Source organism: Blautia sp. AF34-10 (assembly GCF_003477865.1).
Classification (GTDB): Bacteria; Bacillota; Clostridia; order Lachnospirales; family Lachnospiraceae; genus Fusicatenibacter; species Fusicatenibacter saccharivorans.
Genome location: NZ_QUED01000021.1, coordinates 47,114 through 68,230 on the forward strand (window position 1 = coordinate 47,114; position 21,117 = coordinate 68,230).

At 40.7% G+C, this 21,117-nt stretch carries 25 protein-coding genes and 1 pseudogene; 4 read left to right on the plus strand and 22 right to left on the minus strand.

Annotation, left to right across the window (positions count from 1 at the left end; translation table 11 throughout):
• Positions 1-15: 15 nt before the first annotated feature.
• The 18 genes and pseudogenes from rnr to dinB all read right to left on the minus strand — a co-directional run bounded on the left by rnr (position 16) and on the right by dinB (position 15,652).
• On the minus strand, positions 16-1,845 hold the full coding sequence (gene rnr, locus DWZ60_RS12635) for a ribonuclease R (protein ID WP_243001829.1): 1,830 nt from the start codon (positions 1,843-1,845) through the stop codon (positions 16-18).
• Positions 1,846-2,068: 223 nt separating this feature from the next.
• Positions 2,069-2,305, minus strand: coding sequence for a preprotein translocase subunit SecG (gene secG / locus DWZ60_RS12640; RefSeq protein ID WP_055226503.1), 237 nt, complete (start codon positions 2,303-2,305; stop codon positions 2,069-2,071).
• An 86-nt stretch (positions 2,306-2,391) separates the two neighbouring features.
• Positions 2,392-3,261, minus strand: a pseudogene (gene eno, locus DWZ60_RS12645) (phosphopyruvate hydratase); the annotation flags it as partial.
• A gap of 46 nt (positions 3,262-3,307) precedes the next feature.
• Positions 3,308-4,915 carry a recombinase family protein gene (locus DWZ60_RS12650; RefSeq protein ID WP_119221739.1) on the minus strand — a complete coding sequence of 536 codons (1,608 nt, stop codon included), beginning with the start codon at positions 4,913-4,915 and terminating at the stop codon, positions 3,308-3,310.
• On the minus strand, positions 4,894-6,624 hold the full coding sequence (locus DWZ60_RS12655; RefSeq protein WP_119221741.1) for a recombinase family protein: 1,731 nt from the start codon (positions 6,622-6,624) through the stop codon (positions 4,894-4,896). Before DWZ60_RS12655 ends, DWZ60_RS12650 begins: the two co-directional genes overlap by 22 nt.
• Positions 6,624-8,261: a recombinase family protein gene (locus tag DWZ60_RS12660; RefSeq protein WP_119221743.1), complete on the minus strand. Its 1,638-nt coding sequence runs from the start codon at positions 8,259-8,261 to the stop codon at positions 6,624-6,626. Before DWZ60_RS12660 ends, DWZ60_RS12655 begins: the two co-directional genes overlap by 1 nt.
• Before the next feature lie 138 nt (positions 8,262-8,399).
• On the minus strand, positions 8,400-8,666 hold the full coding sequence (locus DWZ60_RS12665; RefSeq protein ID WP_119221745.1) for a DUF6870 family protein: 267 nt from the start codon (positions 8,664-8,666) through the stop codon (positions 8,400-8,402).
• A 56-nt stretch (positions 8,667-8,722) separates the two neighbouring features.
• Positions 8,723-9,088, minus strand: a complete 366-nt coding sequence (locus DWZ60_RS12670; RefSeq protein ID WP_055053836.1) for a type II toxin-antitoxin system PemK/MazF family toxin — start codon at positions 9,086-9,088, stop codon at positions 8,723-8,725.
• 579 nt (positions 9,089-9,667) lie between these two features.
• Entirely contained in the window at positions 9,668-10,141 is a 474-nt protein-coding gene (locus DWZ60_RS12680) for a sigma factor-like helix-turn-helix DNA-binding protein (RefSeq protein WP_181984799.1), read from the minus strand.
• 326 nt (positions 10,142-10,467) lie between these two features.
• Complete coding sequence (locus DWZ60_RS12685; RefSeq protein ID WP_117649045.1) at positions 10,468-10,899, minus strand: hypothetical protein; 432 nt, start codon at positions 10,897-10,899, stop codon at positions 10,468-10,470.
• A gap of 7 nt (positions 10,900-10,906) precedes the next feature.
• Positions 10,907-11,119, minus strand: a complete 213-nt coding sequence (locus DWZ60_RS12690) for a sporulation initiation factor Spo0A C-terminal domain-containing protein (RefSeq protein WP_117649047.1) — start codon at positions 11,117-11,119, stop codon at positions 10,907-10,909.
• A 155-nt stretch (positions 11,120-11,274) separates the two neighbouring features.
• Entirely contained in the window at positions 11,275-11,589 is a 315-nt protein-coding gene (locus tag DWZ60_RS12695; RefSeq protein ID WP_044921521.1) for a helix-turn-helix domain-containing protein, read from the minus strand.
• Between the two features lie 189 nt (positions 11,590-11,778).
• Complete coding sequence (locus DWZ60_RS12700) at positions 11,779-12,618, minus strand: PD-(D/E)XK nuclease family transposase (protein WP_119221761.1); 840 nt, start codon at positions 12,616-12,618, stop codon at positions 11,779-11,781.
• A gap of 103 nt (positions 12,619-12,721) precedes the next feature.
• Positions 12,722-13,093 (minus strand): hypothetical protein, encoded by a 372-nt coding sequence (locus tag DWZ60_RS12705; RefSeq protein ID WP_119221763.1) that lies wholly within the window; start codon positions 13,091-13,093, stop codon positions 12,722-12,724.
• Positions 13,094-13,102: 9 nt separating this feature from the next.
• Positions 13,103-13,675 carry a hypothetical protein gene (locus DWZ60_RS12710; protein ID WP_119221749.1) on the minus strand — a complete coding sequence of 191 codons (573 nt, stop codon included), beginning with the start codon at positions 13,673-13,675 and terminating at the stop codon, positions 13,103-13,105.
• Between the two features lie 250 nt (positions 13,676-13,925).
• On the minus strand, positions 13,926-14,165 hold the full coding sequence (locus DWZ60_RS12715; protein WP_024720751.1) for a hypothetical protein: 240 nt from the start codon (positions 14,163-14,165) through the stop codon (positions 13,926-13,928).
• Between the two features lie 12 nt (positions 14,166-14,177).
• Positions 14,178-14,390, minus strand: a complete 213-nt coding sequence (locus tag DWZ60_RS12720; protein ID WP_024720752.1) for a DNA-binding protein — start codon at positions 14,388-14,390, stop codon at positions 14,178-14,180.
• Between the two features lie 14 nt (positions 14,391-14,404).
• The gene (gene dinB / locus DWZ60_RS12725; protein WP_119221751.1) at positions 14,405-15,652 is read right to left on the minus strand and encodes a DNA polymerase IV; all 1,248 of its coding nucleotides are present in this window, start codon (positions 15,650-15,652) and stop codon (positions 14,405-14,407) included.
• A 194-nt stretch (positions 15,653-15,846) separates the two neighbouring features.
• On the opposite strand from dinB, the gene DWZ60_RS12730 reads away from it, so the two are divergent.
• Both DWZ60_RS12730 and DWZ60_RS12735 read left to right on the plus strand, forming a co-directional pair.
• Positions 15,847-16,578 (plus strand): helix-turn-helix domain-containing protein, encoded by a 732-nt coding sequence (locus tag DWZ60_RS12730; protein ID WP_024720754.1) that lies wholly within the window; start codon positions 15,847-15,849, stop codon positions 16,576-16,578.
• Positions 16,579-16,634: 56 nt separating this feature from the next.
• Positions 16,635-16,835 carry a helix-turn-helix transcriptional regulator gene (locus DWZ60_RS12735; protein ID WP_005344265.1) on the plus strand — a complete coding sequence of 67 codons (201 nt, stop codon included), beginning with the start codon at positions 16,635-16,637 and terminating at the stop codon, positions 16,833-16,835.
• 57 nt (positions 16,836-16,892) lie between these two features.
• Here DWZ60_RS12735 and DWZ60_RS12740 read toward each other — a convergent pair whose 3' ends face one another.
• Both DWZ60_RS12740 and DWZ60_RS12745 read right to left on the minus strand, forming a co-directional pair.
• The gene (locus DWZ60_RS12740; protein ID WP_024720755.1) at positions 16,893-17,327 is read right to left on the minus strand and encodes a flavodoxin family protein; all 435 of its coding nucleotides are present in this window, start codon (positions 17,325-17,327) and stop codon (positions 16,893-16,895) included.
• On the minus strand, positions 17,324-17,698 hold the full coding sequence (locus DWZ60_RS12745; RefSeq protein WP_119221753.1) for an MmcQ/YjbR family DNA-binding protein: 375 nt from the start codon (positions 17,696-17,698) through the stop codon (positions 17,324-17,326). Before DWZ60_RS12745 ends, DWZ60_RS12740 begins: the two co-directional genes overlap by 4 nt.
• Positions 17,699-17,948: 250 nt before the next feature.
• Between DWZ60_RS12745 and DWZ60_RS12750 the strand changes: the two genes are divergently transcribed.
• Both DWZ60_RS12750 and DWZ60_RS12755 read left to right on the plus strand, forming a co-directional pair.
• A complete protein-coding gene (locus DWZ60_RS12750) occupies positions 17,949-18,272 on the plus strand; it encodes a MobC family plasmid mobilization relaxosome protein (RefSeq protein ID WP_117761217.1) in 324 nt (107 codons plus the stop codon).
• Positions 18,239-19,618, plus strand: coding sequence for a relaxase/mobilization nuclease domain-containing protein (locus DWZ60_RS12755; protein ID WP_119221755.1), 1,380 nt, complete (start codon positions 18,239-18,241; stop codon positions 19,616-19,618). Before DWZ60_RS12750 ends, DWZ60_RS12755 begins: the two co-directional genes overlap by 34 nt.
• Before the next feature lie 163 nt (positions 19,619-19,781).
• On the opposite strand, the gene DWZ60_RS12760 is transcribed toward DWZ60_RS12755, so the two are convergent.
• Both DWZ60_RS12760 and DWZ60_RS12765 read right to left on the minus strand, forming a co-directional pair.
• Positions 19,782-20,483, minus strand: a complete 702-nt coding sequence (locus tag DWZ60_RS12760) for a pilin N-terminal domain-containing protein (protein WP_119221757.1) — start codon at positions 20,481-20,483, stop codon at positions 19,782-19,784.
• Positions 20,467-21,117 (minus strand): class C sortase (locus tag DWZ60_RS12765; protein WP_147397751.1); only part of this gene is annotated, 651 nt, incomplete at its 5' end. The genes DWZ60_RS12760 and DWZ60_RS12765, both read right to left, overlap by 17 nt.

A 21,117-nucleotide genomic window follows, 5' to 3' on the forward strand; every position in this document is an offset into this window, starting at 1 on the left:
TTTTCCTCCAGGGATTTATTCTGTCTCGGTTTCTTTTTCTACATACGTAAAATCGATTGTCCGGTTGGCAGGCTCGGCGTTTCGTACACGGACACGCACCGGCTCACCAAGGCGGAATACTCTTCCGTGCTGCTCTCCGACCAGACGGTAATTTTCTTCATCAAAATTATAATAATCGTCTTTCAGTGTCATGATGTGAACGAGTCCCTCAACGGTATTTGGCAGCTCCACATAGAAGCCCCATCCGGTCACGCCGGAAATGACGCCGTCGTACTCTTCGCCGACATGCTCCAGCATATATTCGGCTTTCTTCAGCTTCACAGCCTCTCTTTCTGCCTCTGCAGCACGCTGCTCCATCGCACTCGACTGCTCCGCCACATGCTGCAAAATGGACGAATATTTGCCGATTCTGCCGCCCTTGTCGAGACGTCCCCGCAGATCATCCTTGATAATGCGGTGGATCTGCAGATCCGGGTAACGGCGGATTGGTGAGGTAAAATGGCAGTAATATGACGCTGCCAGTCCGAAGTGGCCGCTGCATTCCGGGGTATAAATGGCTCTTGCCATCGACCGGAGCAGCAGGCGGCTGATCAGCGGCTCTTCCGGGGTTCCCTCGATGCTGGTGAGAATCTTCTGCACCTCACCCGGCGTAATCTCATGGGAACGCTTTTCGACTTTGATGCCCTGTTCACGGATCAGCGTCAGCGTTGCCTCCATGCGGTCTCCGTCCGGCTTGTCATGCGTCCGGTATAAGAACGGGATTTCGCGTGTGCAGTATTCCTCTGCCACGGTCTCGTTCGCCATCAGCATGAAGTCCTCGATCATCCGTGTTGCCACGTTCGACGGATACGGGCGGATCTCCACCGGCGTCCCTTCTGCATCAAGAATTACTTTGCTCTCCGGGAATTCAAAATCAATTGCTCCGCGTTCTTTCCGACAGCTCCGGATCAGTGCAGACAGTTCCTGCATCTGGCGGAACATCGGAACCAGCTCATGATATTCCTCCAGCAGCTCCGGATGTGCTTCCGGCTCGGTCAGGATTGCATTGACGGCGGTGTAGGTCATGCGGCGGTCCACGCGGATCACCGTCTCAGCGATCTGATGGCCGATCACACGGCCTTTCTCGTTGATCGTCATAATACAGGAGAGTGCCAGGCGCTCCTGTCCTTCATTCAGGGAACAGATGCCGTTTGACAGACGCTTCGGCAGCATCGGAATGACGCGGTCCGGCAGATAGACACTGGTGCCGCGCTTTAACGCCTCACGGTCGAGGGCGGAATTTTCCTGCACATAGTTGCTGACATCAGCGATATGAACGCCAAGCGTCCACGTATCGCCCGCTTTTGTGACGGATACGGCGTCATCGAGGTCTTTGGCATCCTCGCCGTCGATTGTCACCATCTGCCAGCTTTTCAGATCGAGGCGGCCATTGTAATCGTTTGGAATTACTTCCTCCGGGCATTTTTCTGCCTGTGTGATCACGCGTGCCGGGAACTCCTCCGGGATCTGGTAAACGTCCACGACTGCCTGGATATCGACAGTCTGGATACGCGGCTTCTTCTCTGTGTCGCCGTCCTTTCCATTCTTTCTACGGAATCGGTCATCGCGTCCTCTTCTGCCCTGCTCTCCGGCGCGGCGGTCTCTTTTTTCCCGTTTTTCCGTCGTTGTGGATGCACCGCGGCTCTTCTGGTAACGGCCGTCGGAGATCACATCGATTTTTCCTTCTTTTACCAGGATTTCCATAACCTCCGCAAGCTCCGACCGTTTTGCTTTCGGCACCTGCAGCAGCATGGCAATGTCTTTCAGACGCATCGGCTCATAGTTTTTCGAGCTTACGAGATCCATGAGCAGCGTCTTGCGGTTTTTCAGCAGTTTCGAACTTCTGGAACGCGGATGGCCCGCATGACCGCCATGGTTCCCGCTGTTCTGTCCTGCATGGGACGCCGCACTGCCCTGCGGATATTTCCTCCGATCTTTTTTCTTCTTATTATCTTTCATCTATTATCTCCTCTTTGTAGAAAAAGACACCCTTACGCCTTCTCGTGGGAATAAGGATGTCTTTACTTTGCTAAAAATTCATGTTTAATACAACCGACAGTACAATAAACAGAACTGCCATGATTTTTGTTGCACGGATCAGAGTTCCTTCTGCAGAACGGCTTTTGTTTCTTCCCCAGTAAGTGTCTGAGATACCTGCGATAGCACCGAGACCCTGCTGTTTTCCTTCCTGCATCAATACAACAACGGTTAAAGCAATACAATCAATGACATAAATGACTGTCAAAATCGTTCTTAAAATTTCCACAATTACACCTCCTACGGCCAACTTATATTATTTTACCATAGCGGAAGAACGATTTCAACTGTTATTTGCCTATTTTACGCCGTTTTTCACCATTCTCTTACGCCGGTTCCCTTTTGCGGGAACGGATTCCGGTATTTCGCTTCCTCACCGAGGCGTTCCTCGATGCGGAGAAGCTCATTGTATTTCGCATTCCGCTCCGACCGGCACGGTGCTCCGGTTTTGATCTGGCCGGCGCCTGTCGCGACGGCAAGGTCTGCCAGAAAATCATCCTCTGTCTCTCCGGACCGGTGGGAAATGACGGCGCGGTACCCTGCTCTCTGCGCCATCTCCACCGCATCCAGCGCCTCAGAGAGCGTTCCGATCTGGTTTACCTTGATCAGAACCGCATTTGCCGTGCCAAGTGCAATGCCGCAGGAAAGCCTTCTTACATTCGTCACAAACAGATCATCCCCGACCAGCTGTACTCTGTTCCCGAGCGCTTCCGTCATCTGTTTCCAGCCTTCGAAATCGTCCTCGCACAGCCCGTCTTCGATGGATACGATCGGGTATTTTTCGATCAGTTCCTCATAGTAGGCAACCATTTCTGCGGTATCCCGAAATACTGTCTTTCCGCACTGACGGGATTCCCCGGGAAAGTAGTAGACGTTCCTGCTCTCCTCGTAGAGCTCGCTTGCCGCCGCATCGATCGCGATCATCACGTCGTTTCCGGGCGCATAGCCGGCTTTCTGGACCGCATTGACAATGAGCTGCAGTGCTTCATCGGAATCCTTTAAATCCGGCGCAAAGCCGCCCTCATCGCCGACAGAAGTCGAGTATCCCTTCTCCTTCAGGAGCTGCTTCAGCGTATGGTAAATCTCCGCGCACATGGAAAGACCCTCCCGAAATGAGGGAGCGCCGCACGGCATAATCATAAATTCCTGCAGATCGACGGTGTTGTCGGCATGACGGCCCCCTTGTGTCAAGCTAATGACACAAAATTTTTGTAATTTGTCCATCATCACTTCAACTGCAGATTTTCTGCACCTGCTCTACATACTTCACCAGCTCATCAGCAAAATTCCATTCAATTTCTATTCGCTTATCATTATATACCTTGATACCACGAATAAAAGTTACTGCTATCTCTCTGGTTAATTGCTTATTTCCTTCGATCAGGTCTGTCAGGCACTGTCTGCCATCGGGCGGAAGTTCAAATAAACGTTCAGCCGCTTCACTCTGTTCTGTCTCCATTTGCGCTATCGCTAAGGTTTCTTTCTCAATTTGTTTATCCAGCTTGTCATTTTTTCTGGTGAACTCTTCTTCTGAGATTTCTTCCATTGCATATCGCATATATAGTTCAGTCTTCTGGTGCTTGTATCTGCTAATACTGTCTTTGGCATCCCGAATCTTTTTTGCAGCTCCATTCACTTTTGATTTTAATTCTGCTTTCTGTAATTCGAGTACCGGTTCAGCATCATCACTGATCTTTGCAAACAGCTTAATTGCCCTGAAAATCATCTCATTGAACTCGTCATCATATAAATTGTCTGTTACACAATCTTGATTTGCCGCATTAAATTTCCTTGGGCACTTAAAGTGCGGATTGCATCTGGTTACATGCTGTAGATTCTGACCGCATCCCCCACATTTTACCAATCCTTTCAGCGGATAATTATTATTGTGGGTTTTGCTCCTCTTTCTGGAATTTAATTCCAACTTTTCCTGTACAGCATCAAACATCTCTTTAGAAACAATCGCTTCATGCGTACCCTCAACCACAATCCAGTCTTCTTCTTTTGTTTTCAAATGCTTATTACTTCCTACCGAAGCAACTTTCCACTTGCCGCCAATCGTAGTTCCCGTATACGTTTCTGTCATCAGTATCAGTCTTACAGTTACCGGATACCAGATATATTTTTCTGTTGTTTTCTTCACACCAGTTTTCAGAACTTCTCTTTTATATTGACCTGGACTCATAATTTTCTGCTCATTCAGGTAACGTGCCAGCTGAGTAATATTCATTCCATCAAGATATTTCTGAAATATCATCTTCACAACAGGCGCTGTCTCCGGATTAATCACGAGGCTGGTCACATCTTCATCAGGCTTCAAATATCCATACGGTGCTCTCGCTCCCATATATTTTCCAGCTTTCTGACGCTGTATCAAAGTTCTTTTTACTTTAACGGAAGTATCAATGCTATGATGTTCGTTAATAATATTTCTGAAACCAACATCTATTCCCGGCATACCAGATTCATATTTCATACTATCAACATTATCATTGATCGCTATGAATCTCACATTCATAAATGGAAAAATTTGTTCCAGATATGTGTCAACCTCTATATGATTCCTGCCGAATCGAGAAAGGTCTTTCACTATAATTGTGCTGACTTTTCCATCTCTTATTAATTCCATCATACTTTGGAATCCTGGGCGATCGAAATTCGTTCCACTATAGCCATCATCTTTGAATTCTAACACTTCCGTATTTTTGAACTCATTTTTACTGGCTATGTATTGCCCAATCACAATTCTCTGATTGGTAATACTATTGGATTCATCCAGCATATCCTCATCTTCCAGCGACAATCTTAAATACTTTACTATGCACTTACCATCTGACATCTGATCACCCCCTCCTCTAAAATTTCTGATAACGCCTGTATTTCATCTTGAAATTTAAATTCGATCTCTATACGTTTGTCTTCATATAGAGAGATTTTCTTTATATAAGAACGGACAACATCTTTTGTAAGGAATTCCAAATTCTTTCCTTTACTGAATTCAGCAAGCCACGAGAAGTTCTTTTTACACAATTTTTCTGTAATTTTTCTACTCTTCTCAATTTCTTTCTGTCTTGTAACCAGGTCTTTTTCGACCACGGTTATTCTTTCTGTCATACGATTATATGCATCCGTATCAATCTCGCCCGAAACATATTGCTCATATAATTCAAATCGTCTTGCTTCGTTCCTTTTATTGAGCTGAACAATCTTACTCTGTTCCCTGTTCAAATATTTTTGGAATGTTTCAAAATATTCATCATTAAAGCGTTTCAGTTGCGTTTTTAATTCACATACTGTTTTTAGCTGCATGATAAGTGCCCGATACACCAGTTCATCAATTACTTCTTCTTTCCAGCGATTACAGTTATATTTTTCCTTGGAAATTTTTGCATAATTACCACAAATGAAATAGTAATTGTAATACAAAACACCATTCTTTTCGCTGTAATAGTATCTCCGAACCATATTAGCGCCACAGTCACCACAGTATATCAATCCAACATACTTATTATCCTGTTTTCCATGAGTCTGCATATTCGATAAATCTTTTTTGGGTAATGCTTTCTCCTGCTTTAATTTGATTACATTTTGTACTTTTTCAAATAATTCAGCACTCACTATAGCCTTATGGGTATTCACATGTTCAATCCATTCTTCTTTATCCAACATTACATTTTTTTCTTTTGTAAGAAGTGAGGTTCTTGTTTTATGTGAATAAGTATTTCCCAAATAGTGCCTATTTTCCGCAATCTGTTTAATTACAGATGATTGCCAATGCATATCCGTTTCGTCAATTCTATCCAAGAATAACTTCCCAGTTCTTGCGTATACCCTTGGCGAAGCCAGCAGCATGGTATTAAACTCTCTCGAAATTTTCAAATATGACTGCCCTGCAGCAAGTTTTTCAAATATTTCTACTACATACGGTGCAGTTAAAGGATCGGGAACAGTAGTAGATTTTCCTTTTTCATCTCTAGCTCTCTTATACCCATAAGGAGCATCTCCACCACAATATTCACCTGACTCCATCTTAATTTTCATAGCACTTGTCATCTTTACTGATGCATCTTTTGCGTACATATCATTTGCAAGATTCGATATCATGATTCCCAGCATCTGATTGTCACATTCTGGACTGATACTGTCATAGTTATCATTGACTGATATAAAGCGCACCTGCATAAATGGAAATATTTTTTCCAGGTATTTTGATACTTCTTCCAAATCTCGACCAAATCGTGATAAATCCTTTACTATGACCGTATTTATTTCTTTTGTTTTGATGTCACCAAGCATTCTCACAAAGTCATCTCGATCAAATTTCGTACCTGATATACCGTCATCCTTATAAAACTTTACAACTTCAATATCCGGATGAGATTCTGCGTAAGAAAGAGCGATCAGTTTCTGTGTCTCCAGTGAATCTCTCTTCTCACCATTGATATCTACAGATATTCTGGTATAAATACCGGCTTTCCAGATTTTCTGCGGTGATGCCTGTACGAATGCTTCAGCCTGTTTCATCTGGCGATTTTTTGTTCTTGCCATTATACAGCCACCTCCTGTTTTGTTTTTCCAATCTGTTCTGCCAATCTTGCAGCTGTTACCAATTCATCTTGGAATCGGTAAACAATCTCTATTTTTCTTCCTTCAAATACATTTATTTTTTCCACATACTGAAGAAGCATATCTCTGTCAAGATCTCCCAGCGACGGTTTCTCAAGAAATGTATTCACCCATTCTTCGCACAGCAGTTTATTTTCAAGGAGATCTTCCATATACTCTTCCTGCTTTTCAATATTGCTTTCCAGACTTTTAATTTCTGTCTGATACCGTTCTCTAAGCAAAGCGTAATCATCCCTAGAAATAACTCCTGACGCAAGATTTCCCGATAATGAATGTAACAACTTATAATATTTATTGACTTTGTTTCGTAATTCAAGTATCTGGTCATCATGCTGTATCAACGTCTGTGTATCCAAAGAATTTTCTTTCAAATACTCCACTGCATTTCGTATGGCATCCGTCATCTTACTGTACATTTTCAAAGAATCCATCACCAGCTGAATCAGCACATCTTCTCTGATGCTATGTCGGGAACATTGATCCTTCTTTTTATTGTAAGAAGAACAGATATAAAAAACTGTCTTTTCTCCTTTATAACTGTTAGTTCGCCGGATCAGATTACTTCCACAGTCTCCACAGGATAATAACCCACCAAACAAATAAAGTCTGTTTTCTCCGGGTGCTATCCTGGTATCCTTCGCAAGCAACATCTGAACTGTTTCATATTCTTCTTTTGTAACGATACCTTCATGATGATTTTCAAAAATCACCCATTCTTCCTTTGGTAATGCCCTCTGCACCTTAACTTTATAGTTAATTCTTTGGGATTTTCCCTGTTGAAGCACTCCATAGTAGATTGGATTCTTTAAGATACGGATAATTGCTACTGCTGACCACCTGGATGTCAGATGTGTCTGAAATGACGATTTGAAGTTTACTCCGGTCGCACGTTTGTAATCAGCCGGTGCAAGAACTCCCAGTTCATTCAGTTTATCTGCAATCAGCTGATTGCTCATGCCCTCCATCTTCCAGGTGAAAATATCTCTTACATGCTTTGCAGCAACCGGATCAATTTCTATCTGACTTTTATCAGCATTACATTTTCTATACCCATATGACACATAATTTCCAACATATTCTCCAATATTCCGTTTTGCGCTTAAATGACTTCGTACCTTTTGGGAATTCTGTCTGCAATATGTGTCATTGACAAAAGATTTTACCGGTAATACAAGATGTGTATCGGTAATGTTTGCTGTTTCAGAATCATAATTATCATTGATTGCTATAAATCGTACTCCCAGTTGTGGAAATACTTTTTGAATATACCGATCAACATCTATATGCTCCCTACCAAATCGGGATAAATCTTTTACAATGATACAGTTGATTTCCTTATTTTCAATTGCTTTGAGCATTGCCTGAAAACCAGGTCGATTAAAATCTGTACCTGAAAAACCATCATCTTTAAATGTCTCAACAATAGTAATATCAGACGTCGATTTCATATAGTTATCAATCAAAATTGACTGATTTACAATAGATTCACTTTCAGCCTTATCTCCGTCCTCAATACTGAGACGAAGGTACTTGGCTGCTATCCAGATATTTTTTTGCATAAAAAACACTCCTATCCAAAGATTCTGCCAAAACAGAACCCTTAAATAGAAGTGCTCTATTCAAATTTAGTCCTGTTAGCATTATAGCACACTTCGTCTTCTGTGTGAATATGAAATTTTGTTGTTCCAGTTATTCCCTTATGCCAATCCAGCTTTCTTTGCTACAAGCTGTTTTGTACAGTCTATATAGGAAAGGGAAGCAGCTGTATTAAAAACACTTTTTACGACATAGCCCATATCTTCATATACATACGGGTTATCAGAGTGATTAAGCAGCACTTCCATCTTATTGCTTTTCCTGCTATCCAGCTCTGAAATCAAATCCTTGTACTTTGGCAAACTATCTCGGTCAATCTCTTTGATATCAACCGTTTTCAACGCTTCTAATCTTTCAACTGCTGTCATGGACATCGCCTCCTTTTCCTATAGTTACCATTATCGAAATTAAATATTCGTAACAGCTATGTAGTCTTCTCTTCCATTCCCATCTGAATCCGTACTGCTTTCAGTACCCGATCCAGGCTCCACTTGTTCACTCTTCCGCATTTCTCAATAATACATTTCGTAGAAATGCTCATAACCTGTTCAGCCAGTGCCAGGCTTCCTTTTCGGATTCCTGTCATATCATATTTGCTGATAAATACATGTGTTGGCAAATACCGTTTCTTATAAATTCTTGATGTCAGCGGAACTACCGTTATGACTGAACTGTATGTATTGGCTTTATTATTACTCACTACGATCACTGGTCTTACTCCACCCTGAACAGATGTTGTAGGAAACATACCGAGATCTGCCCATAAAATATCTCCTCTGCGGATTGTCATTTGTCCTCTCTCCAATCTATTATTTTTATTTGTAAAACATCCATAGCGCTATATTGGCTCCACAGGAATACGGCAGAGTTTCTTTCCCATAAGGAAAGCTCTGCCGCATAACCTCTATAGCCAATTTGATTATTAAACAGTGCTCGCTCGATTCTATTTATCCTCGATACCCCAAATCGTTACTCCCGCATATGCAGGAAGGGAATAATAACCTGCCCGAATGCATACTCCGGACCACAACCCGAAAACTCTCGTTTCCAGGCTCCAGCAGTTCATAGGTTTACCAGTTACAGACTTCTCAGGATCTGCAAGTGTATCGCATCTCATACATATCATCGCATCACCAGCCTGCCAGCTGGCTTCGGTCAGTGCTTTTTCGCAGCATTACAGACTGAACTAAAAATCTTGGTTTTGGCTTATAATCCTATAGCGGCATCTTCCTCGTGCTCTCTGCATGAAATGTCACGTCAGTTATTATTGGATATTCAGTTATCATGGTTCATTTTAGGAAGTCCTTTAACTTCCTCTAATTACTAAAGTCAAATGACTTTGGCAGATGCAAAAGATTTTGAAAAATTTTTAAAAAAATTTATTCATATACATTTCACGCATCTTATTAAGAGTGGATTTCAGCTTGTATGACAGCATCTGTCTGGAAATCCCCATAATCTCCGCCATCTGTGTCTGTGTCTTGTTTTCAAAGAAAATGCCATAAATAATCATGCGTTCCTCTGAGTTCAGCTGATTGATCACTTTGTGAATATCCTGCTGTTCCATTTTTGTCAGTACATAGTGCTCCACATCACAGTTCAGATCTGGAAAATCCTCAATCATGAAGCCTTCTCCATCAATGGACTGACCGCTGTAAGGTACTTCTCTCAGCATCTTATCCACAACCTCACCCAGTTCATTCTTAATCTCAACTTTTTTTGCCTTGCTGCTTCTGTAAAAATTATTCATCGCATACGCAACTTCTTTTGTAATCTCGATCATTTCTCCATCAATATTTGCGTAATACTTTCCTTCATAAAAATATGGATGTTCAATATACATATCCGTTCCTCCTGAATTTGAAATCTTGTTGCTCGTTTCAAATCCAGAAGGCGGACCTCTGTTTAGGATCATGCCTGCTCCGCCTTTATCCTGCCGGGATACGCCCGCAGTTATTGACTGAGAAATTCAGGCACAAAAAAAAGCCCCAGTAGTTTTTTCTTAACTACTGAGGCTTTCGTCTCTTTATTGTATTCAGTTATCTATGCCTTCTTTCATCAGCATAATCATTGTATCAGGATAAAGTTCACAAAGTATCCGCAATATGTTCCCATAAGTTCATATCATTATTGGAATCGTACATATTTCAGTATAAAAAGTTCACCGTGTTATTCTTCTACTTCTTTTCCATCTATATATAGTTGAAATTTATCAGGATTATTGACTACATCATAGTCCTTTCCGTATTCTACAGGTCTATATTCGGCTGTCATTACCGATTCCCCATCTTCAATATCCTCTTTCCATAAATAGATGTTCATATCAAGGCTCGTCGCATATCCCCTGTCTGTGGAGAATTTTGTCGAATAAAAAGAATCATCCTTGTACATCTGCAAAAGTTCTCTTGCAAACGCTTCTCTATCCTCAATATTTTCCCGGTTAGCGATTACGGTTAGATTTTCATCCCGATTTACGGAAAATGTTCCTACCACATCCGGTTCACCTTCCTTATGACTTGATTCAGGTTTCCCATAAATACTTCCTGCAGCAATTATCAAGATGACTGCTCCTGAGATCACTGCAATTGTCTTTTTCTTCATATTTTCATTAATTTCCTTTTAATTGTTTTACTGCGTAATTGATTACTTCTTCCGGTGTAGGTCTGTCTCCTTTAAGATTTACCTTCTTCCATTCTGCCTGTACAGCCGGATCTGGATCATCAAATCCAGCATCAATCGCTATCTGCATTTCCCGACGCACCTCTTCTGGTGTCGTATTGTACTTTTCAGCAATTTTCTCATAAATAGTTTTTTCTCTCATTTACCCGCCCTCCGGTTTCAAAGAATTATTTATAGTTCTTTAGAACTACTATATCATGATTCTCACTATGAAAAAAGATATTTTCACAAACGAATCCATAAAAAAGAATAAAAAAAAGAAGAGCTTAATGCTCTTCGATTTCAATGCCTATTTCATTAGTCTACCAAAGCTCTGACCGCATTTAAAATTCTTTTCTGCTCGTCCTTTGGCAATTTTTCTATCATATCAGATAATTCATTAGTAACACCTGTCACAGAATGTGTCACAACATCTATCAGTAGCGCATCAGCCGATACATCAAGTGCATTGGCAATTGCTACAAAGGTATCCAACTTTGTTACTTTCAGTCCTCTTTCTATCACACTGACATGTGTTGTACTTAAATTTACCAGCGCCGCCAGTTCTTCCTGTGTAAGATTTTTTGCTTCTCTTGCTGCTTTGATTCGCTGACCAACCGCTTTTAAATCCATCGTAGCACCTCCTTCAGAACGATAATTCGGTCTAAAATTAGTATACTGATGGATAATTGAAAGATACAGAATCCGCAAATCAAGTTATAGTTCTATAGAACTAGTTTTCGCTTTTTTTACATGCAACACACAAAAAAGCCACCAGAAGAATTAGTATCCCCTGGTAGCTCTATTAAAATTTATCATTTGTTAATGTGCAACACTCATGCTCTCATCAATCCATTTCTGCACCATTTGAACACTCACATTAAGATAGTGGGCTATTTTATCAACTTTCATTCCATCCGCAGCCATGGATAATGCTGAGGCTTTTGCTTTTTTCAGCTCACCACTTTCAATACCTTCACTATAAATCTGTTCCATCTCACGGCACATGAATTCCACCCCTTTCTGTGTTTCCTTCAATTCGTATACTCTGTCAGCAAGTATCTTACTGTGCATATCTTCTGCATTCTTACAGTGAAGATCATGCATCAGTCTGCCTAATTCTGTATCTTCTTGTTTCTTAGAATTTACATAGATAATATGAGCTTCATCCTTAAAATCCTCACTGACTTCTTCGATTTTCCTGTCTATATGATAAATCGGAAGTCCGTATCCAAGTGCATCGTCTCTGGTGATAAAAATCACGTAGCTTTCCGGAAGGTCATCAAAATCCTGCCCTGGATTTAATGTGTTCATATCCATCAGACCACTATGATACCTTGCTCTTTTTGGAGATGCCCCTTCGTTGTCCTGTTGAATTTCTACATCCATCTGCTTGCCTTCAGAATCTCTGGCAACACAGTCCAGAATAGCTGAACGCCCCTGCAAATTCTTATAGTCTTTCTGCAAAACTTGATCAATCACTTTCAGATCCTTTTTATTCATAATTACCTGCAGAACATATTCTGTACATTCCCGTTTCTTGAATACATTCCGCATAAACACATCGCTCATGATGGTAAGGTCTTTTAAGATACCCTTGTATCTTTCGTAACGTGTTTCCAACTCTTCTGTTTTCACGATTTCTTCTTTCGCCACGTCCATTCTCGCCTCCATTCTTTGCTATGTCAGGATAGGTTCCTAAATATCTCCTATCCCAATTTCATCTTAACATCAAAATCAGCTTTTCACAAGCCACTATTTTATCCTACACCACTTGAAAACAATAATTTCCAATCAGCTTCGTCCAACTACTATATTTATTCTTTTCACACACCTTTCGGCAAATTTCATTTTCCATCAGTACACAGAACATCTTATCATAATCAAATGCCCAAACCGCACCATTCACATGGTTTTCCACTGCTTTCTGATCTATGCTTTTCAAGCGTGTGACCATTTTTTCTATTTCTCCATTTCTCAAGTTACCGATATTTTTGCAGATAAACCGAAAGAAATTCAACGTTGCATATTCGTCATGCCAATGGAATTCTTCTGGATTGTTTTTAATTTTACTGGCTCGCTGCTGTTCTTTGATTATCTGATCAGCTACACCTTTCATCGAATTTTCGTATCTCATATTATTCACCTACTCTTCCTCTACGCCCAGTGACGGTTTAAATCTTTTATCCTTTGCCTGCGGTACCACGATCTCATAAAAATAGAACCCTAAATATCCAAGTGCCTGCTTCTTCATTTTATAAAAAGAGGTCCTGCCTACTCCTAACTCCTGCTGTACTTCCACATCTGTCTTATTATAATGACTGCAAAAACAGGAATGAAGAATCTCACTGAGCATCACACCATTCGGTGCATAGAACTTCACCAGTGTCATTCCACGATAGATCATGTCTGACAAGCCGTAAATGATCATCAGATTATTCATTTCCCGGTGCATCTTTGGCACATTCAGCTGATTGTTATAAATGCTCAGATAACTCAACGCATATGCCATATCTTCATTGATCTTCTCCTGGCACTCCATATCCAGTTCTTCTAACACAATCTGATTTTCCAAAATCAATTTCTGATAGCTTGTCATCAGTTCTTTAATATCAGTATAATGTCTTTCAATCGTTACTTCCAAATAATCCTGTGCATGGCTTGCCATCTGGAAGGTAATCTCTTTCATTGATTTAATTGCATAATCTCTGTCTGTCATCAGTTTCAAAATCTCCTTATCATCATCACACTAACTGGCGGTCTTTCAGACCAGTTCGCTTTCCCCATGATTTTGATGGGAAGCAATTACTTACTACAACTTGCAGAAGCGGATATCCAAAAGGCATTGTGGGAGCTGCCTTTGCTGACCGGAATCCATCTTCTTATGTAAAACCTGCAGGAATAAAAAGGGAAAGTGACTATCCCTGCCGGTTAATAATCCAAATAATATCGTCTATACCAAGCTCTCCTTATGCTGTTTTTCTCTCCATAAACCATTTATCCACTTCGTAAAACAAGTGGCTTTCCTGCCCTTGTATCATACAGGTGTACATCATTCCTACACCGCCTGCCTTTCTGCTGGCGCATCGCTCGATTTTCAAAATTCTGTCAATGCTATACTTTCTTCCATCCTCCCATGTAAAAAATATGGGAACCAGCTGTCCGTTTTTCCGAAACTCTGCTACTACATCTACATATACTTTGTTCATGCCGACACCTCACTATAAAATCTCAATTGCTCTTGGCGATGCCGGGATTCTGCGGATATATCCATTTAACTCCAACTGCTTGATTCTGGAAAATGCTGATGATGTTGATTTCACCCCGATCAATTTTCCAAATTCCCGTATTGTCGGTGGATATCCATGTTCATTGGTATATCGTAAAATACACTGATAACTTTCTTCCTGTTTTCTGGTTAATGCTTTTTTCAAATCTATCCCTCCAATTACCCATGGAAATAACTATGTGGATGGATCGTGTGCGTACCAGCGTCTAAGTGGGATAAGACTTTATCCTGATACATTGCCGCTCGCTGTATACTGAAATAACCAAACCGTCGTCTGATCTCATCTACAGTACGATCCAGCTTCTCTAACTTTTCCTTTTTCTCCTGATTTCCAAATAAATCCAACTGCACGGGAATATCATCTAACACAAGATCCGCAGCTCGGATTCCCAGGCTTCTAATGGGATGTTCCCATTTGTAATTATCTTTAAATAGCTGAAATGCTGCAGTTACAATCTTGTTTGTAATATTCGTTGGCTGTCGTAAATGTATCTGTCTGGAAAAACTATACAATCGATTATCTCGAACTGTAATTTCTACTGTTTTGCATTTAAATCCATGTTTCCGCAATCGTGCAGCTACACTTTCTGCCAATGCTATTTGAATGATCCAGACATCCAGATCATTTTCCAGATCTCTCGGTGTTGTAGTGCTATTACCTATCGCCTTTACTGGTGCTTCATATCCTTCCTTGCAAACCGGATCTTCATCCCAGCCATTTGCGAAAGCCCATAATACATTTCCTATTTTTCCAAAATGACTCTCTAACAACTTTTCGTCTGATTCCGCAAGTTGCCCGATTGTCCGGATTCCAAGTTTTTGCAATTTCTTATTTGTCTGTCTTCCGACATAAAGCAAATCTGACGCTGGAAGCTGCCATATCCTGTCTTTATAATTTTCTCGATTAAACTCTGTGATTGCATCCGGCTTTTTATAATCTGAACCAAGTTTCGCATAAATCTTATTCCAGGAAATTCCAATACTTACCGTTACACCCAGTTCGTATTTAATCCGATGGCTGATTTCTCTTGCAATCGTCATTCCGCTGCCTTTCAGATTTCTGCTGTCCGATACATCCAGCCAGGCTTCATCAATTCCATATGGCTCAATCTTGTCCGTATACTCCGAATAGATTTCTCTTGCCATCTTTGAAAATCTCAAATACAAATCCATCCGTGGTGGTACAAATATGATTTCCGGACAAATCTGTTTTGCCTGCCATAATGCCATTCCGGTCTTTACACCTTTTTGCTTTGCAATATAATTTGCTGTCAGCACAATCCCATGTCTGGCTTCCGGATCGCCACCGACTGCCAGCGGCATTCCGGCAAATTCCGGATGATGCAGCATTTCTACACTGGCATAAAAACAGTTCATATCACTATGCAGGATCACACGCTCACTCAAACTTTTCACCTCCCAGCTGTTTCCTTCAACATGATGTCTTATCAATTTTTGTATGTTTAGTATATATCGACATTCCGGAGATAGTCAAGTAACATCTTGGTTGTATTTTCTCCATTTTGGAGATTATTGTTGATTTTATTTCTAACATACGGTATAATGCATATAGAAAATTCAAATAGAAATGAGGCGAACAAATGCGTGATTTCGGGGAAATATTAGCAGAAAATAGAAAAAAGAAAGGATACTCTCAATCAGATCTGGTAGACCTGCTTTCTCAGGAAGGTATTCAGGTCACTACAAAAGCAATCTCCAAATGGGAGACCAATGCACGAGAACCAGCTTTACATGTTTTCCTGACACTTTGCCAGTTACTTGATATCGAAGATATATATGAATCCTTCTTTGGAGAAAACCCATATAACATTATGAGTGGATTGAATGAAGAAGGCAGAAATAAATTGATTGAATTTGCTGATATTTTGAAAGCTTCTAAAAAGTTTTCTCCACTGTCTGCAAAAATTATCCCATTCCATCATCCTGTAGAAATTACCTGGGAACCAGTTTCTGCTGGTACTGGAAATTACCTGGAGGATTCTGTAAAAGAAACCTATGATGTAGGACACCTTGCTCCTGAGCAGACTGACTTTGGTGTACGGATTTCCGGTGACAGTATGGAGCCACTTTATCATACAGACGATGTTGCATGGATTCAGAAAAAAGATTCTCTTGCTAATGGTGAAATTGGAATCTTCTATCTCAACGGCAATACTTACATCAAGGAATTACACGATGAGCCAGATGGTGTTTATCTGATTTCTTTAAATCAAAAATATCGTCCTATCCAGGTTTTGGAATCTGACTCTTTTAAGATTTTTGGAAAAGTAATCGGGAAATGCAAAGGTGCAGAAATTCCGGGATTTCATTAGACTTCAACAGCAGGTTCATGATCCTGCTGATAACAATAAGCAAAGGAAGTGATTGAATGGCAATCAATAATACACTAAAAGATATTCGTGAAGAACGGAATCTCATTCAAGCAGATTTGGCTGAAGCCATAGGTTCCTGCAGCCAGACTATAGGCCGCATCGAACGTGGAGAACGTAATCCCTCTCTTGAGATTGCAATCCGGCTGGCACATTACCTGAAAGTGCCTGTAGAAGATATTTTTCAGGTTGAAGACTGAAACACAGCTGCCAGAAAACCGAGGAGTAAAATCCCCGGTTTTCCTTTTGCTCAAAAATCAGTGTAATCCTTTTACGAAATCCGCTGCGTTTTTCATATCTTCTTCATTCGGATGGTCTTTAGCAATACCTCCAACCAGTTTAAATGGTCCGAATGTGTCATACCCTTTACAGCCAAATTTTCCAACCACACTGGCATGTCTTTTATCCAAAATCTGCTCTATGGTTTTATAATTCGCACTCCCGCCATAAGTACAGATCAGAAATATCTTTTTGTCGTCCGGTAGATTCTTCTCTGCAAATTCCAATATCGACTGATGAAACTTTGAAAAATAGATTCCTGATGCAAACCCAATCATATCATAACTGCTCAGGTCTGCATCTGGCTGTTTCACAGCATCAATCAAATCCACCTGACATTCTTCTGCGATCCTCTTTACTAATTTTTCTGTATTTCCATGATGCACAGATGCGTATACTATCGCTGTTCTCATTTTTCTTCCTTTCCGTCTGCTCCGTCAATCAGGTCATAGCTCATATCCAAAAAGTCCAATATCTTCGCTTCACTGATTGAACCATCCAGTAAAATCGTGATCCAGTGCTGTTTATTCATATGGTATCCTGGTAAAAATCCATAAGTCTGAATAATCATGCTGGTCATTTCTGGATCGCACTTTACATCCATGATGTCAACCAGATCATTTCCCTCTAATCCCAGTTTCGATTTTTCAACCGTCATGATCACTGCATACCATTTCCCATTTTTATGTCGAAGTACTGCACTGTCCGATAGTTTACTCCATAAATATTCCGGCATTGTGCCATACTGTTTCTGCACATATTCAAAAATTTCTTCTTTCTTCACAATCTATTCAACTCCTGATTTTTCTGATATCCTGCCCATAATCATACCACATTTTCGTATCCCATACTACCTGCCAAATTCTTTTGCATTTTTCCGGTTCTCCTGACTTTAACTAATAGAGGGGTAAAACAGCAAGGACAGGAAGTGAGGATACACTTCCGGAAAATCCCAATTTAGGGTACCCTGCCCTAAATTGAAAAAGCGCTGAAAGCAACGATACTACTGCCCTCGCAGAAAGGAGAACACGCCAATGGCTGAAAGAAAGCGAAACAAAGAAATCCATTTTTATGTCACCGAAGAAGAACGGAAGCTTATCCGCAGAAAGATGATAGAATCAAAGACCAAAAACATGGGAGCTTATCTGCGTAAAATGGCAATCGACGGTTACATCGTCAACACCGATACCACTCCGCTGAAGAAACAGTATGAGGAAATGCACAAGATTGGTGTAAATATCAACCAGATTGCAAAAAAGGTAAATACCACCGGAGATCTATATCCGGAAGAAATGCAAGAATTGAAAGAGATGGTAAAAGAAATATGGCATATCTTAAAATCTTCCCCATTAAAGTAACAGACAAGAAAGCTCTGGACTATATTACAAATCCAGATAAGACAGATGAAAAACTTTTAGTTTCCAGTTTTGGCTGTTCCCCGGAAACTGCAGATCTTGAATTTTCTATGACAAGAGAAATGGCAAAAAAGAATGGAATGGACAAGGGCGATAACTTGGCATTTCATCTGATCCAGTCATTTAAGCCTGGAGAAGTTGATGCCGAAAATGCCCATCGCTTAGGGCAGCAATTTGCTGACGAAGTACTGAAAGGAAAATATGAATATGTGATCAGTACGCATGTTGATAAAAATCATATCCATAACCATATCATCTTCAACGCCGCAAGCTTTGTTGACCATCACAAGTATGTTTCCAATAAGCGGAGCTACCATAAACTCTGCAGAGTCAGTAATCGTATCTGCCATGAAAATGGACTTGCCACAAGCATGCCAACCGGAGAAAAAGGTAAAAGCTATAAAGAGAACATGGAATATCATCGTGGCACCAGTTGGAAAGCCAAGCTACGTGTCGTAGTTGATAAATCAATCTGGACTTCCATCAACTATGAGGAATTTCTGCAAAAGATGCAGTTAGCAGGATATGAAGTCCGCCAGGGAAAGCACCTGTCCTTCCGGGCACCAGAGCAGAAAAACTTCACTTATATGAAATCTCTTGGAAGCTATTATTCGGAAGAAAATGTCCGCATCCGTCTGGCTAAAAATCGTAGTAAAGCGAAAACTCCAAAGCATCTATCCAGAGAAGCTCGCCTGTATATCAACATCTCCACGTATGTTACAACCGGCAATCGAGAAGGATTTGAACGTTGGGCAAAACTAAATAATCTAAAAGAGGCGGCCCGCACCTTCAACTATCTTTCAGAAAATAACCTGCTGAATTATGAGGATTTCAGGCAGCATGTTTCTGACATTGAAGCTTCTATTGAAACTGCCAATCAGAAGATAGCGGAAATCAGCAATGAACTGACTACACAGAAAGTCATCCAGAAACACTGTGACTCTTATCGGCTCTGCCGTAAAGTGATTGAAGATTGCAAATCTGCTAAAGATCCAAAAGCTTACCGCACCAAACATCAGGCAGAATACCATCTCCACGATTCACTAAAAAAAGAGCTTCAGGATCTCGGTGTTACCAAAATCCCAAGCTCTAATAAAATCCAGAAGCGGATTGAAAATCTTGAATCTGAACAGGCTGCTACAGTCCGGGAAAAGCAGGAATTGCAAAAAAAGCAGAAGACACTGGATATCATTAGACAGAATCTTACAGCACTACTCTATGCTCCTGAGATCAGTTCAGACTTACTTCCAGTAAAACGGGAACCTATTTCTGTCACGAGAGATAAATAAGATTGCACTGACAACTCAATTATTCTTTTCCAACTCCTCCCAAGGTTTCAGATCTATTTCCTCCCAGGTGACACCATACGGTGCACCTCCGGAGATATTTACCTTTGGCTTATGCCAGTTGAGTAACTAAACGAAAAGAACGGGATTCCCTGATCTCCTCATATTATTTATGGACTTTTCTTTTACATATACTAAATATGATTAAGGATATTCCCATTAAGGAAAGCCACATAATTACATTCGTATCATCTCCCGTTTTTACATTTGGAGTGCGACTGCTATTATCACCCGATGGTTCTTCTGAAACTGGTGGCGTATTCGTGGTAATTGGTGGTATCGATTCATTTTTAAATTTAGGTTCTGCCGTTACATTCCAAATTATCTGACCATCATAATTACCTGGAACTGTTATGATAAAAGGTTCGCTTTGATATACTTGATTGCTAATTTGTGTTTTTTGTGTCTGGACAAAAAGATACACTCCTTTTTCCAGATCTCTGTACATAACTTCTCCGTCTGAGTTGGTCTTTCCGGACATTCCTTTGATGTTGTTATCCTGTACATATTTTTCCAGTTTTTTTGCAGCTTCTGCCTGAGCGGAAGAATCATCAAAATCAAATATGACTCCAGACTTTGCAAACTCACTCACTAATGCCCATGAATTGTTTTTATATGTTCCAACCTGATACATCGTAAATTCAGTATTACTTAGCTTATATACCGTGGTCTCATCTTCAACAGTTGCTTTTAATAATATACTTCCCAGATCATTCGCAGACACAGGTAACGGAATGAGGAGTAAAAGCATACACATCACACTGGCCATACACATATATATTCGCTTACGTTTACTTATTCTGCTCATGTTTTTTCTCCTTCCTGCGTTTATGTAACTTAATGCTCACCCATATGATGATGAAAGCAACAATTCCAACAATCAATAGAATCACATTGAATGGGATTGTGCGCTGAAGACCAACTTCCTCATCTATCTTCTGTGCCTCTTCATACGGAATTCTAGTGCCACGTACAAGCAGTCTGTGCGTGTTAACTGCATAAGGAGTGCATGTGACCAGTGTTACATAATCCTTGCCCTTTTCAATCTGTAAAGAATCTGTATCTGATGGCAATACTGTCAGAATCTGATCCACCTGATAGGCAAAGGTATGATGAAGAACTTTAATATAAAATACATCTCCAACCTCCATCTTGTTCAGGTCGGTGAATATCTTGGCATTTGCAAGTCCACGGTGTCCGGATAATACCGCATGACAGCTCTCACCGCCTACCGGAAGCGAGGTGTTTTTCAGATGTCCTACACCTGACTGCAGTACTTTTTCGGATGTTCCATGATAAACCGGAAGAACAACATCAAGCTTTGGGATATCAATATATCCCATCATTCCAGTATCATCAATTTTCAAAAGTTTGTTATACTCATCATCTTCTGTCTGGTTTTCATTGCTTTCTGAAAATGGATCTGCTATGGAACCAATTCC